At 74.0% G+C, this 13,786-nt stretch carries 11 protein-coding genes; 4 read left to right on the top strand and 7 right to left on the bottom strand.

The annotated features are described in order from the left end of the window. Nucleotides 1–3: 3 nt before the first annotated feature. Nucleotides 4–231: a DUF2630 family protein gene (locus WCD58_RS02480; protein WP_337699122.1), complete on the top strand. Its 228-nt coding sequence runs from the start codon at nucleotides 4–6 to the stop codon at nucleotides 229–231. Nucleotides 232–730: 499 nt separating this feature from the next. Here the strand turns inward: WCD58_RS02480 and WCD58_RS02485 are convergent, their stop codons facing one another. From WCD58_RS02485 to WCD58_RS02505, 5 genes are all read right to left on the bottom strand, one after another. Then, the gene (locus WCD58_RS02485) at nucleotides 731–2,287 is read right to left on the bottom strand and encodes an amidase (RefSeq protein WP_337699124.1); all 1,557 of its coding nucleotides are present in this window, start codon (nucleotides 2,285–2,287) and stop codon (nucleotides 731–733) included. A gap of 105 nt (nucleotides 2,288–2,392) precedes the next feature. Beyond that, complete coding sequence (locus tag WCD58_RS02490) at nucleotides 2,393–4,072, bottom strand: MFS transporter (RefSeq protein WP_337699126.1); 1,680 nt, start codon at nucleotides 4,070–4,072, stop codon at nucleotides 2,393–2,395. Nucleotides 4,073–4,110: 38 nt separating this feature from the next. Further along, complete coding sequence (locus WCD58_RS02495; RefSeq protein ID WP_337699128.1) at nucleotides 4,111–4,752, bottom strand: TMEM175 family protein; 642 nt, start codon at nucleotides 4,750–4,752, stop codon at nucleotides 4,111–4,113. 7 nt (nucleotides 4,753–4,759) lie between these two features. Next, nucleotides 4,760–5,374 (bottom strand): histidine phosphatase family protein, encoded by a 615-nt coding sequence (locus tag WCD58_RS02500; RefSeq protein ID WP_337699130.1) that lies wholly within the window; start codon nucleotides 5,372–5,374, stop codon nucleotides 4,760–4,762. Nucleotides 5,375–5,381: 7 nt separating this feature from the next. Beyond that, a complete protein-coding gene (locus WCD58_RS02505; protein WP_337699132.1) occupies nucleotides 5,382–5,810 on the bottom strand; it encodes an HIT family protein in 429 nt (142 codons plus the stop codon). A 146-nt stretch (nucleotides 5,811–5,956) separates the two neighbouring features. On the opposite strand from WCD58_RS02505, the gene glgX reads away from it, so the two are divergent. From glgX to nhaA, 3 genes are read left to right on the top strand one after another with little or no spacing between them, the layout of a single operon-like run. Then, nucleotides 5,957–8,176 carry a glycogen debranching protein GlgX gene (gene glgX / locus WCD58_RS02510; RefSeq protein ID WP_337699136.1) on the top strand — a complete coding sequence of 740 codons (2,220 nt, stop codon included), beginning with the start codon at nucleotides 5,957–5,959 and terminating at the stop codon, nucleotides 8,174–8,176. After that, nucleotides 8,173–10,518, top strand: a complete 2,346-nt coding sequence (gene treY, locus WCD58_RS02515; protein WP_337699139.1) for a malto-oligosyltrehalose synthase — start codon at nucleotides 8,173–8,175, stop codon at nucleotides 10,516–10,518. Before glgX ends, treY begins: the two co-directional genes overlap by 4 nt. Before the next feature lie 18 nt (nucleotides 10,519–10,536). Further along, nucleotides 10,537–12,417: a Na+/H+ antiporter NhaA gene (nhaA, locus tag WCD58_RS02520; RefSeq protein WP_337699141.1), complete on the top strand. Its 1,881-nt coding sequence runs from the start codon at nucleotides 10,537–10,539 to the stop codon at nucleotides 12,415–12,417. 249 nt (nucleotides 12,418–12,666) lie between these two features. On the opposite strand, the gene WCD58_RS02525 is transcribed toward nhaA, so the two are convergent. Then, nucleotides 12,667–13,563 carry a ferric reductase-like transmembrane domain-containing protein gene (locus WCD58_RS02525; protein ID WP_337699143.1) on the bottom strand — a complete coding sequence of 299 codons (897 nt, stop codon included), beginning with the start codon at nucleotides 13,561–13,563 and terminating at the stop codon, nucleotides 12,667–12,669. Nucleotides 13,564–13,573: 10 nt separating this feature from the next. Beyond that, nucleotides 13,574–13,753 (bottom strand): hypothetical protein, encoded by a 180-nt coding sequence (locus WCD58_RS02530; RefSeq protein WP_337699145.1) that lies wholly within the window; start codon nucleotides 13,751–13,753, stop codon nucleotides 13,574–13,576. Nucleotides 13,754–13,786 lie beyond the last annotated feature (33 nt).

Consider the following 13,786-nt stretch of genomic DNA (forward strand, 5'->3'; position numbering starts at 1 on the left):
CACATGGCCGAGGACGAGACGCTGTCGAGGATCCACTCCCTCGTGGACGAGGAGCACCAGCTGCGGGCGCACGGCGAGGCGATCTCCGAGGACGACCGCGCCCGCCTGTCGCAGATCGAGGACCAGCTCGACCAGTGCTGGGACGCGCTGCGCCGCCGCCGCGCCGGCCGCGACTTCGGTGGCGACCCGGGCGAGGCCACCGCGAAGCAGGTGCACGACTACCTGCAGTAGGCGTCCCCGCGCTCCCAGGCCTCGTAAGCGGCGAGAACAAGCGTGACGTCGGTGTGCGTGGCTGTCATGGGTGGCGACGCCAGGGGCGCCGGCGACTCCTCGAAGGCGTCTTCACCGAGGGCCGACGAGCTCGCCGGAACGATCTCGCGAGGATGCCGCCACGGTCGTCGCGCGCCGCGAGGCGCGGCTGGCCGCTGTCGATCATGCGCGCCCGTGCCGGTCGGGGGCGGCCCGCCACCGTGATCGCTCCAGGTGCTCCGGGGACCTGATGTCGCGGGGTCGACGGAGCACCGGGAGCGATCATGCACCCGACAGCGCTCCGCCGATTCCGGCCGAGGGCGCCCCTCGCCCATCTAGGCGACCGAAGGGGCCCTTCGGTCAGAACCGCGCTCCCCGCCGCGCCGAGCCCGGATTCCGGCCGAGGGCGCCCCTCGCCCATCTATGCGAGCGAAGGGGCCCTTCGGTCAGAACCGACGGCACACTCAGCCCGACGGCACGCTCAGCCCGCCGGCACCGCCGGGCGCGAGGCCACGTGCGGCGAGGGGAAGCCTCCGACCGCCTGCTCGAAGGCGTGGGCGACGCGCAGGCAGGTGGCGTCGTCGAACCGCCGACCGATGATCATCATGCCGACCGGGAGCCCGTCGGCGGGCGCGGCCGGCACGGACGTCGCGGGGTGCCCGGTCACGTCGGTCGGGGCGGTGTTGACGATCATCTCCAGCGCGCGCACGACGATCTCCGCGGGCGCGGCGTCGTCGGGCGGGATCACGCTCGGCAGGATCGGCACGGTCGGCATGACGAGCACGTCGTGGTCGGCGAGCGCCGCGTCGTAGGCCGCGCGGGCGGTGGGCAGCAGGTTGCGCGCCATCGCGTAGTGCCGGCCGTGCTCGCGCGTCAGGGCGTGGCGCCCGGCCATGGTCACCATCTTCACGGTCGGCGAGAACAGGTGCCCGCCCTCGGCGCGGCGCTGCCCGTAGTGCGCGATGAGGTCCGGGTCGTAGAGCCCGTCCCAGTTCATGCCGTACCCGTTGCCCTCGATCATCTGGGCGACGACGCCGTCGGTGGCGACGACCGTCCACACGTCGAACGCGTGCCGGTGCCACGGCACCGAGATCTCCTCGACGGCGAGCCCCGCGCCGGCGAGGACCTCGACCGCCGCGCGCACGCTCGCGTCGACCCCGGGCGCCGACAGGCCCTCGATCCCGAAGCCCTCGCTGACCACGCCGACGCGCAGGCCCTGGGCGCCGCGGGCGATCTCGGCGAGGTAGTCGACGGGGTCGAGCGCGTCGGGCTGGCGCGGGTCGAGGCCGTCGGGGCCCGCCATGATCCCGAGCGCCAGCGCGGCGTCGGACACCGTGCGGGTCATCGGTCCGAGGTGGTCGATCGTCGCCTCGATCGGGAAGGCGCCCGTGTAGGGCACGAGGCCCCAGGTGGGCTTGTGGCCGACGATCCCGCTCATCGCGGCCGGCATGCGCACCGACCCGCCCTGGTCGCCGCCGGTCGCGAGGTCGACCTCGCCCGCCGCCAGCAGCGCCGCGCTCCCGCTGGAGGAGCCGCCGGTGGTGCGGCTCGGGTCCCAGGGGTTGCGCACCGGCCCGGTGTGCGAGGTGTGGCTGCCGCCGGAGAAGCAGAGGTCCTCGCACACGGACTTGCCGGTGACGGTGGCGCCGGCCTCCAGCAGGCGCGTCACGACCGTCGCGTCCCGCGCGGGCACGTAGCCGTCGACGAGGCGCGAGCCGTTGGCCATCGGCACCCCGGCCACCGCGGTGTTGTCCTTGACCGCCACCGTGCGCCCGGCCAGCGGCCCCTCGGGCGCGCCCTCGACGCGGCAGCGGACGTACCAGGCACCCCACGGGTTCTCGCCCGCCGCGGGCCACGACCACTCCCGCTCCGGGGCCACCGGCGCCTCCGCGGCCCACAGCTCCTCGACGCGGTCGTAGGCGCCGAAGGAGCCGGTGACCAGCGGGGCGAACGCCGCGAGGCCCTCGGTGTCGAGTCCCAGGCCGTCGCGCACGGCGAGGGCGGCGATCTCTTCGGGGGTGGGCGGGGTGACGGGCACGGCGTCTCCTCGGGTGGTCGGGAGCAGTGGTCGGGAGCAGCGGGCGGGAGGCCAACCGTAGGAACAACGGGCCGCTCGTGGGTCACGACCGGGTGACGGTGCCGATCACCCGGACACGGGCCGTGAGCGCGCCGCCGTGGTCGGCAGGCGCGCGGGCCGAACGGGGTGGCGGAAGTCGGGGTCGCCGTAGCCGGGCTCCGGCGACGCGCCCCACTCCGTGTCCGGCACCTCCGCCTCGGCGACCTCGGTGGCGGGCGGCGCAGGGCGCCGGACCAGCCAGGCCGAGGTGACGGCGCCGACCACCGACAGCACCGTCACCGCGAGGAACGCGGCGACGTACCCCATGTCCGACGCATGCCGCGCGACGTCGAGGTACTCGGCGACCTGCGGGTCGAAGCGGCTCGGCACCAGGCCGGTCTGCTGGGCGTCGGCGAGGGCGTCGCGCAGCTCGATGCCGCGCTCGAACGTCAGCGGCGGGAGCCCCCGCTCCGCGACGCCGTTCGTCAGCGAGGTGATGTAGGTCAGGTGGAGCAGGGCGTAGAGCAGCGCGATCCCGACGGCGCCGCCGCCCTGCTCGGCGGTGGCCGAGACGCCGGACGCCTGGCCGTGGTCGCTCTCGGGCACCGTGTCGAGGCTGACCGGGTCGTTGACGGTGAGCACCACCGCGAGGCCCACGCCGTAGACGACCAGCCCGGGCAGCAGCCACCAGAAGTCGTTCGTCGGCATCCCGAGCGCGAGCAGCACCCCCGATACCGCGAGCAGCGCGAACCCCGTCACCAGCGGCGGGCGCCCGCCGGCGCCGTCGTACCACCGGCCGACCAGCGGGGCGACGAGCACCATCGGCACCGTCGTGGCCAGCAGCGCGAGCCCCGCCACGGCGGGGTCCATCTCCAGGTTGAGCACCAGCGCGAGCGGCAGGATCAGCCCGAGCCCCATCTCGGCCATGCCCGCGAGGCCCTGCGAGATCGTCGCGCCGCGGTAGTCGCGGCTGCGCGCGAGCAGGCGCAGGTCGAGCAGCGGGTCGTCGATGCGCCGCTCCCGGACGACGAACAGCACCGCCGCGAGCACGGCCACGACGAGGGAGACGACGACGTCGGGAGCCGTCCAGCCCTCGGTGGTCGTCTGCGCGAGCCCGAACACGAGCCCCACGAGCACGAGCCCGAGCAGGGCGGCACCGGGCAGGTCGACGTGCACGCCCCGGCGCCGCGGCCCGTCGGCCGGCACCGCGCGCAGCGTCGCCCACAGCGTCACCGCCAGCAGGGGCAGGTTGACGAGCAGCACCGCGCGCCAGCTCAGCGCCGACGTCAGCACCCCGCCGATCGTGGGGCCGAGCGCGCCCGCCGTCGCCGCGATCCCGCCCATGGCGCCGAGGGCCCGGCCGCGCTGCGAGGCGTCGAACGCGCTGCTCAGGATGGCCACGGTGGCGGGCAGCATCAGCGCGCCGCCCGCGCCCTGCAGCACGCGGGCGACGAGGAGCACGGCGAAGTCCGGGGCCGCGCCCCCGACCGCCGACGCGCCGGCGAAGACCACCGACCCGAGCAGGAAGACGCGGCGGCGCCCGAGCAGGTCGCCGAGACGCCCGCCCAGCACCAGCAGGCCCGCGAGCGGCAGCAGGCTCGCCGTGAGCACCCACTGCACGAGCAGCGAGCTGACACGGAACTCCTGCGCGATGTCGGGCAGCGCCAGCGGGACCGCCGTCTGGTCCACGAGGATCATCGCGTTCGCCAGGGTCATGGCCGCGAGGACCATCCGCTGACCGCTGCGCGAGGGCGCCGAGGTGGTCACCCGCCGAGCGTCGTCCACCCCGGCGCGGCGAACAAGGATCAGTTGCGCGGGCGCTGGAGGCGTCGCTCGACGACGGGCGCGAGCAGCCGCTCCACGGGCGAGCTGAGGAACAAGAGCAGGAGCGGCCAGTAGCCCAGCTGCGGGGCGACCAGCGTGGTGACGAAGATCAGCAGGAGCAGCACGCCCGTGCCGCCGGACCCGCCGCGCTTGGGAGCGCGGTCCGCGAGCACGCGCGAGCGCTGGACGAGGAACGTCATGATCGTCAGCAGCGCGCTGCTCACGAACAGGGTCCCCACGTAGAAGTGCAGGGTGAACCGGTCCTCGGGGAAGGATCCCACCATCTCGGTCGGGAACGGCAGCACGACGATCGTGAACAGCCAGACGGTGTTGATCCAGACGATCGTCGGGCTGACGCGCGGGGCGTCGTCGAACACCCGGTGGTGCGCCGCCCAGAACCGCGCGATCACCGCGAAGCTCAGCACGAAGCTGCCGATCGGGGCGAGGTTGTCGGTGAGGATCTCCAGACCCGAGCCGTGCGGCTCCTCGGCGTCCGGGACGAGCTCGGCGAGCGGGAGGATCAGCAGCGTCAGGCCGATGGCGACGACGCCGTCGCTGAAGGCGAGCAGGCGCTCCGGGCCGAGCCAGTCGCGGCTCCGGTCGTCCTCCCCCGCCCCGGTCATCCCCGCCTCACAGCATCCCGGCGAGGTGCTGCGTCTCGTTCACCGAGCTCACCCGGCGGGCTCCCGACCGCGAGACGAGCACCCGGGTCACCGAGGTGTGGTGCAGCGGGAAGGTCAGCGGGCGCTCGATGCCGAGGATCCCGGTGACGTAGGTGTTGATCACGCCGGCGTGGCAGACGACGACGGCGGTCGCCCGCGGGTCCTGGCGGGCGGCGATCGCGTCGAGCGCGGCGACGATCCGGTCCGTGAACGCCGCGCCGTCGACGTACGAGGGGAAGACGCCGGCGCGGATGGCCTGCCAGTCCTCGTCGGCGTCGTCGCGAAGATGCACCGGGCGATAGCTCGCGCGCCCGGCGTCGAACTCGCACAGGTCGCCGACGGTCACCGGCTCCGGCGTGCCCAGCAGCCGCACGGCCGGCGCGGCCGACTCGCGGGCGCGCCGCATGGTGGACGTGACGATCTCGGCGACGCCGTCGCGGTCGGGGGCCCCGGCGAGCCACTTCGCGAACCGGTCGGCCTGCTCCTGCCCTCGCTCCGAGAGCGCGGGGTCGGCGCCGGCCGCCCCGGGCTCGGCGGTGGCCGCGAGCGGCTCGGCGTGGCGGACGAGCAGCAGCTGGGTCACGGCCGGCTCACGCGGACGGGACCGCGGCCCCGTGGCCCGCCGACCGCAGCCCGGCGCGGATCGCCTCGGCGTTCCGCTCCATCCCGTCCTGGTCCGGGTCGCTCTCGGCCTGCGTGAAGTCGAAGGCCTCGAGGCCCCAGGCCGGGTGGACGTGCACGTGGAGGTGGGGCACCTCGAACCCGGCGATCATCAGCGCCACGCGCGGCGGCGACCAGACGTCACGGATCACCGACCCGATGGTCTTCGCCACCGCCATGGCGTGCTCGAACAGGCCGTCCGGGGCGTCGATCCACTGGTCGACCTCCTCGCGCGGCACGACCAGCACGTGGCCGGGCCCGAGGGGGTTGATCGAGAGGAACCCGACCACCTGGTCGTCCGACCAGACGAAGCGTCCCGGGATCTCGCCGTTGATGATCTTGGTGAAGACCGTCGCCACGGCGGGGATGGTAGCGATCGGGGCGCGGGTCCGCGGCCCCGTGCTGCATCGATCCCGCGCTGTCGGTCCGGGCCCGTATCCTCGCCAACGCGATCGGGCACTCCGTCCGAGCCCGTTCCCCACCATCCCCCGCGGAGGCGACCCCGATGCAGCCCTGGCCCGGCACGTCCTATCCCCTGGGCGCGACCTACGACGGGGCCGGCACCAACTTCGCGCTCTTCAGCGAGGTCGCCGAGGGCGTCGAGCTCTGCCTGTTCGACGAGGCCGGCGAAGAGACCCGCATCGCGCTGCCCGAGCGCGACGGCTTCGTCTGGCACGGCTACCTGCCCGGCATCGTGCCCGGTCAGCGCTACGGCTACCGGGTCGCCGGCCCGCTCGAGCCCGACCAGGGCCTGCGGTGCAACGGCCACAAGCTGCTCATCGACCCCTACGCCAAGGCGCTCGACGGCACGCTGGGCACCACCTACGCGTGGGACGAGTCCCTGTTCGGCTACCACTTCGAGGACGCCGACGAGGCCAACCACGACGACTCGGCGCCGCACGTGCCGAAGTCCGTGGTGATCAACCCGTTCTTCGACTGGCACGACGACCGCCCGCCCCGCACGCCGTACCACGACACCGTGGTCTACGAGGCGCACGTCAAGGGGCTGACCTACCTGCACCCCGAGGTCCCCGAGGAGATGCGCGGCACCTACTCGGGCGTCGCGCACCCGGCGGTCATCGCCCACCTCCAGCGTCTGGGCATCACGGCGATCGAGCTCATGCCGGTGCACCAGTTCGTCCACGACGACGCCCTCGTCCAGCGCGATCTGCGCAACTACTGGGGCTACAACACGATCGCCTTCTTCGCGCCGCACTTCGGCTACGCGAGCCGCGGCGTCACCGGGCGGCCGGCGCCGGGCGCGCACGTGCAGGAGTTCAAGGCGATGGTGCGCGACCTGCACCACGCGGGCATCGAGGTGATCCTCGACGTCGTCTACAACCACACCGCCGAGGGCAACCACCAGGGCCCGACGCTGTCCATGCGCGGCATCGACAACCAGGCGTACTACCGCCTCGTCGACGACCAGCCGCAGTACTACATGGACTACACGGGCACCGGGAACTCCCTGAACGTCCGGCAGCCGCACACGCTGCAGCTGATCATGGACTCCCTGCGCTACTGGGTCACCGAGATGCACGTCGACGGCTTCCGGTTCGACCTCGCGGCCACGCTGGCCCGCGAGTTCTACGACGTCGACCGCCTCTCCACGTTCTTCGACCTCGTCCAGCAGGACCCGGTGATCTCGCAGGTCAAGCTCATCGCCGAGCCCTGGGACGTCGGCCCCGGCGGCTACCAGGTCGGCAACTTCCCGCCCGGCTGGACCGAGTGGAACGGCAAGTACCGCGACACCGTGCGCGACTTCTGGCGCGGCACCCCGGGCACGATGGGCGAGTTCGCCGCCCGGCTCACCGGCTCGTCGGACCTCTACCAGGACGACGGCCGCCGGCCCTACGCGTCGATCAACTTCGTCACCGCGCACGACGGCTTCACGCTCAACGACCTCGTCTCGTACAACGAGAAGCACAACGAGGCCAACGGCGAGGGCGGCCAGGACGGCGCCGACGACAACAACTCGTGGAACCACGGCGTCGAGGGCCCCACCGACGACGCGGAGATCCTCGACCTGCGCCACCGGCAGCGCCGCAACTTCCTCGCGACGCTGTTCCTGTCGCAGGGCGTGCCGATGTTGCTGCACGGCGACGAGATCGGGCGCACGCAGTACGGCAACAACAACGGCTACTGCCAGGACTCCGAGATCTCCTGGATGGAGTGGGCGCCGGAGAAGGCCGACCTCGACCTCATGGACTACACCGGCAAGGTCAGCGAGCTGCGCGCGTCGCACCCGGTGTTCCGCCGGCGCCGCTTCTTCAACGGCCGGCCGATCCGCCCGGCGGCGGGCGCCCCGGACGCCGAGGTCCAGCGCGACATCGCCTGGTTCACGTCCTCGGGCGAGGAGATGAGCGACGCCGACTGGGAGTCCGGCGAGGCCCAGGTGCTCACCGTGTTCCTCAACGGCGACGGCATCCTCGAGAGCGACCCGCGCGGCCAGCGGGTCGTCGACGACACGTTCCTGCTGATCTTCAACGCCCACTACGAGGACGCCGAGGTCACCCTCCCCGGCGAGGGCTTCCCCCACCGCTGGGCGACGGTCCTCGACACCACCACCGGCGAGGTGGTCGTGGGCACCACCCGCACGACCCAGACCTGGAACACCCCGCCGCTGCCCGAGGGCCTCGACGACCACGTGGGCGGCGACGTCGTCGCCGTCACCTCGCGCTCGATGCTGCTCCTGCAGCGCACGGACCAGACGGAGCACGCGTGAGCGACCTGCCCTCGTCCACCTACCGGCTGCAGCTCTCGCCCGCGCAGGACTTCGCGGCGGCCCGCGACCTCGTCGGCTACCTCGACGGGCTCGGGGTCGGGGCGCTGTACTGCTCGCCGATCTTGCAGGCCGCCCCGGGGTCGACCCACGGCTACGACGTCGTCGACCCCACCCGCGCCAACGACCAGCTCGGCGGCGAGGACGGCCGGCGCGCCCTGGTCGCGGCGCTGCGCGACGCCGGGCTCGGCGTCCTCGTCGACCTCGTGCCCAACCACATGGGCGTGGCGGTGCCGGAGGCCAACCCGTCGTGGTGGTCGCTGCTGCGCGAGGGGGCGTCCTCGCCCTACGCGTCCTGGTACGACGCCGACCTCACGCAGCCCCTGCTGATCCCCGTGCTCGGGTCCCCCGAGGACGTCGGGGCGCTCACGCTCTCCGACGACCGCGCCGAGCTGCACTACTACGAGCACCGCTACCCGGTGGCCCCCGGCACCGCGGACGAGGGCACGCCGCAGGAGGTGCACGAGCGCCAGCACTACCGGCTCGTGCACTGGCGCCGCGGCAACGCCGAGCTGACCTACCGGCGCTTCTTCGACGTCTCCGACCTCGCCGCCGTCCGCGTCGACGACCCGGAGATCTTCGACGCCACCCACGCCGAGGTCCTGCGCTGGCGGGCGATCGGCGAGCTCGACGGGCTGCGCATCGACCACCCCGACGGGCTCACCGCGCCCGGCGCCTACCTGCGCCGGCTGCGCGCGGCGCTCGGCGAGGAAGCCTGGCTGCTCGTCGAGAAGATCCTCGGGGCGGACGAGGAGCTGCCCCTGTCCTGGCCGGTGGACGGCACCACGGGCTACGAGGCGCTGCGCGAGAACCAGGGCCTGTTCGTCGACCCGCGCGGCGAGGCCCTCGTCGACGCCGTCGCCGCGCAGCACACGGGCGTTCGCGAGGGCCTGTCGACCGCCGAGCACACGGCGAAGCGGCTGGTGACCGACGAGATCCTGGTCGCCGAGGTGCGGCGCATCGCCGCGCTGGTGCCCGGGGACGACGATCCCGAGAAGGTGCGCGACGCGGTCGCCGAGCTGCTCGGCGCCTACCCCGTCTACCGCTCGTACCTCCCGGAGGGCCGCGACGCGCTCGACCGCGCCGTCGACACCGCCGCGACCGCCCGCCCCGAGCTCGCCGAGATCCTCCGGCGGATCCACGCGGCGATGACCGCCGAGCCCGACGGCCACCTCACCCGGCGCGTCGAGCAGACCAGCGGGATGGTCACCGCCAAGGGCGTCGAGGACACGACGTTCTACCGGTGGAACCGCTTCGTCGCCCTCAACGAGGTGGGCGGGGCGCCCGACCGCTTCGGGGTCTCCCCCGCCGAGTTCCACGCCCGCGCCGCCGCCCGCGACGCGGCGACCCCGGCGACCATGACCACGCTCTCGACGCACGACACCAAGCGCTCCGAGGACGTGCGCGCGCGCCTCGCGGTACTCAGCGAGCTCACCGCCGAGTGGGGCGCGTTCCTGCGCTCGGCGGCCGCGCGCCACCCGCTGCCCTCGCCGTCGCTGGAGCTGCTCGCGTGGCAGTCGGTGCTCGGCGCCTGGCCGATCTCCGCGGAGCGCCTCTCGGGCTACCTGACGAAGGCGTCCAAGGAGGCCAAGCTCGTCACCGCCCACGTCGACGCGGTGCCCGAGGTCGACGAGGCCGTCGCGGCCTGGCCGGCGCAGGTGCTCGCCGACGCCGAGGCGGTCGCCGAGATCGAGGCGTTCGTCGCGCGGCTCAACGCCCCCGGGCGGTCGAACTCGCTGGGCCAGAAGCTGCTGCAGCTCGCCGGCCCTGGTGTCCCGGACGTCTACCAGGGCACCGAGTGCTTCGAGTACTCGCTGGTCGACCCCGACAACCGGCGACCGGTCGACTTCGCCCTGCGCCGGCGCCTGCTCGAGCGCCTCGACGGCGGATGGACGCCGGCGTTCGAGAACACGGGGTCCGACGACCCGGACGACCTGGCGGGCACCAAGCTCGCCGTCGTCTCCGCCGCCCTGCGCCTGCGCCGCTTCCGGCCCGAGCTGTTCGACGGCTACGCGCCGCTGCCGGCGTCGGGGGTGTCCGCGGACCACGCGGTCGCCTTCGCCCGCGGGGGCCCGGCGGGGCGCGAGCGTCTCGTCGCCGTCGCCACCCGGCTGCCCGTCGGGCTGGCGGCCGCCGGGGGGTGGCGCGACACCGCGCTGCCGCTGCCCGGGGGCGCCGACGACTGGACCGACGTGATCACCGGTCGCCCGGTGGAGGGCTCGGCGCCCGCGCTCGGACGTGTGCTCGACCGCTTCCCGGTCGCGCTGCTCGTCCGTCCCGCCTGATCCTGCTTGGATCAGGACATGGCCGACGTGACGGACAGCCGTCCCCGCTGGCACGGTGTCCTCGAGCGGATCTCGGAGGCCCGCAAGGGCGACGCGAGCGAATCGCTCGCCGCGGTGTTCATGCTCGGCGCGACGGTGGTCGCGCTGGTCTGGGCGAACTCCCCGTGGGGGTCGACCTACGACGCGTTCTGGCACATGCCGCTCGCGATCTCGCTGGGTGACGCGTCGATCGACCTCGACCTGCAGCACTGGGTCAACGACGGCCTCATGGCGCTGTTCTTCTTCGTCGTCGGCCTGGAGGTCAAGCGCGAGTTCGCCCTCGGTGAGCTGCGCGACCGGTCGAAGGCGGCGGTCCCGCTCACCGCCGCCCTCGCGGGCCTCGCCCTGCCGGCCGTCCTGTTCCTGCTGCTCAACCCCTCGGGGCCGGCGGCGGCGGCCTGGGGCGTGGTGATCTCCACCGACACGGCGTTCCTGCTCGGCGCGCTCGCCGTGATCGGGCCGGGCCGCGCGGAGCGGCTCCGGATCTTCCTGCTCACGCTGGCGGTCGCCGACGACATCGGCGCGCTGGCGATCATCGCGCTCGTCTACACCGACGAGCTGCACCTCGTCCCGCTCACGGTGGCGATCCTCGGCCTGCTCGCGATCTGGCAGCTGCGGCGTCTGCGGGTCTGGCGCGGCGGCGGCTACCTCGTGGTCTCGCTCGTGACGTGGGTGGCGCTCTACGAGTCCGGGGTGCACGCGACGCTGGCCGGGGTGCTGATCGCGCTCCTGCTGCCGGTCTACCCGCCGAAGCGCAAGGAGGTCGAACGCGCGGCGGCGCTGGCCCGCGCGTTCCGCCAGTCGCCGAACCCGGAGTACGCGCGCAGCGCCCGGCTCGGGCTGGAGCGCGCGGTGTCGGTGAACGAGCGCCTCATGCGCCTGTGGCAGCCCTACACCGCGTTCATCATCGTGCCGGTGTTCGCGCTGGCCAACGCCGGCGTGCCGCTGACCGCCGAGACGCTGCGCGCCGCCGTGGTGTCGCCGCTGTTCTGGGGCATCGTGCTCGGGCTCGTGGCCGGCAAGTTCGTCGGCATCACCGGCGCCACCGCGGTCATGGCGCGGCTGCGCCCGGGCAGCCTGGCGCCCGGCCTGACGATGCCGCAGGTGGCGGGCGGCGCGGCGCTGTCGGGGATCGGGTTCACGATCTCGCTGTTCATCGTCGATCTCGCCCTCGAGGACGAGGCGCTCGCCGACCTCGCCCGCGTCGGCGTGCTCGCAGGGTCCGTGCTCGCGCTGGCGCTCGGCGCCGCGGTGTTCCGCGCCGGCCGCTCGGCGCTGCCCGAGGAGCCCTCGCGCGACCTGCTGCGCCCCGTCGACCCGCGCCGCGACCACATCCGCGGTCCCGTCGGGGCGCCGCTCACGATCGTCGAGTACGGCGACTTCGAGTGCCCGTTCTGCGGCAAAGCGACCGGCAACATCCGCCAGGTGCGCGAGCACTTCGGCGACGAGATGCGCTACGTGTTCCGCCACCTCCCGCTCGACGAGGTCCACCCCCACGCCCGCAGCGCCGCCGAGTTCGCCGAGGCCGCCGCCGAGCAGGGACGCTTCTGGGACGCCCACGACACGTTCTTCGCGCACGCCGACGCCCTCGAGCGCGACCACCTCCTCGAGTACTGCGCCGACCTCGGGCTCGACACCGACCGCCTCGAGGAGGACCTGCGCGACGGCGACGCCGCCAACCGCGTCGAGGACGACGAGATCGACGCCCGCAGCAGCGACCTCCCGGGCACGCCGACCTTCTACCTCGGCGTCGGCGACACGCTCCCCCAGCGCCACGTCGGCCCGTACGACGCGAAGACCCTCATCGGCGAGCTCGAACGCCTGCGTGCCGAGACCCGGGACGTCGCCGACCCGCGCTGAGTTGTTGCAGCGAAAGCTTCTCGGCGCCCGAAGTCCCCGTTCGCGGTCCGGAGCGGGCGCCGGCGCACCCCGACCGGCACGCCGCGCATGATCGACGGGCTCGCGCGCCGGCGGAACGTGCCACTCGCGGGGCAGCCGGCCCGTCCGCGCGGCCTCGCGCCCCACCACGCGCGGTTACTGGCTGGTATCGATCGCCTGGCGAGCGATACCAGCCAGTAACCCTCGAGGAGTGGGGCTCGCGAGGCCCGGTCAGCGCCGGCGGGGGCGCGGCGGGAGCGCGACGGTCGGCGCCTCGGTGCCCGCCATGGTGTCGGTCTGCGCGTCGGCGCCGGCGTCGTCGTCCGGGTCGGCGGAGTGCCGGGAGCGCCGGGGCCGCTGCTCCGGCGCCCCCGTCTCCGAGGGCGCGGACCGGGTGCCGGGCCGCGTGACGACGCGCAGCTGGCGCACCACCCGCCGCGCCGGCCTGCCCTCCTCCGACCCGCCCTCCCGGGGGGCGGGCGCCGACACCTCCGGCGGGTCCACGCGCACCACCGGCTGCGAGCCCGTCGCGTGGTCGGCGGCGCGTTTCGCCTCGGCGGGGTCGGTGCGTCCGCGGTCGGCGAGCGGGAGGGCCGGGCGACGACGGGCGGCGCGCCGGTAGAGCAGGGCCGCGACGACCAGCCCGGTGGCGAGCAGCGGCACGACCAGCGTCCACCACGTCCCGCCGCGGAACGACGCGTTGGCGACCGCGTGCCCCACGGCGACCGGGAAGCACACGTAGGTCGTCCAGTGCACGACGAGCCAGGCGCGCTTGGAGAGGTACTTGCGCAGGCTCGACGAGATCACGACGGCGAGGAGCAGGTCGAACGCGATCGCCCCGAGCGCGACCGGCCACGGGTTGAACGTGGCGGTGAACGGGACGAGCAGGTGGTACCAGCGCAGCGGCAGGTAGGGCGTGACCAGCACCGTGACCACGTGCAGCAGCACGAACACCACGGTGATCAGCGCGAGGTTGCGGTGCAGCGCCACCAGCACGAACCGCGGCAGGGCCTGCCCGACCACCTTGGTCAGCGAGGTGTTGTGCAGCGCGCCGAGGGCCAGCACGATGCCCATGAGCAGCAGCGCGACGAGGCCGAGCGCCCGCGAGACGTTCCAGAGCTCGATCACGGAACGGGGCTCAGCGGTACTCGGCGGTGGTGACCCGCGGGACGTCGGCGGCCGTCGACGACGCCGAGATCGCCCCGTGCAGCCCGACGACGAGCATCGCGGCCGCCACCGTGATCCAGGCGGTCAGCTCGACGATCGTGCGCTTGTTCTGCTCGTGCTGTGCGGCCTTCGCCGTGCGGCGACCGGGCACCGGCGTCTCCCTCCTCGTCCCCCGGTGCCCAGG

It is taken from the genome of Actinomycetospora flava (genome assembly GCF_037400335.1).
Classification (GTDB): Bacteria; Actinomycetota; Actinomycetes; order Mycobacteriales; family Pseudonocardiaceae; genus Actinomycetospora; species Actinomycetospora flava.

What these genes read in the sequence shown, in the direction of transcription:
- nhaA (WP_337699141.1), top strand. Translation starts at nt 10,537, where the DNA reads ATGGCCGACGTGACGGACAGCCGTCCCCGCTGGCACGGTGTCCTCGAG.
- WCD58_RS02480 (WP_337699122.1), top strand. Translation starts at nt 4, where the DNA reads ATGGCCGAGGACGAGACGCTGTCGAGGATCCACTCCCTCGTGGACGAG.
- glgX (WP_337699136.1), top strand. Translation starts at nt 5,957, where the DNA reads ATGCAGCCCTGGCCCGGCACGTCCTATCCCCTGGGCGCGACCTACGAC.
- WCD58_RS02495 (WP_337699128.1), bottom strand. Translation starts at nt 4,752, where the DNA reads ATGACCGGGGCGGGGGAGGACGACCGGAGCCGCGACTGGCTCGGCCCG.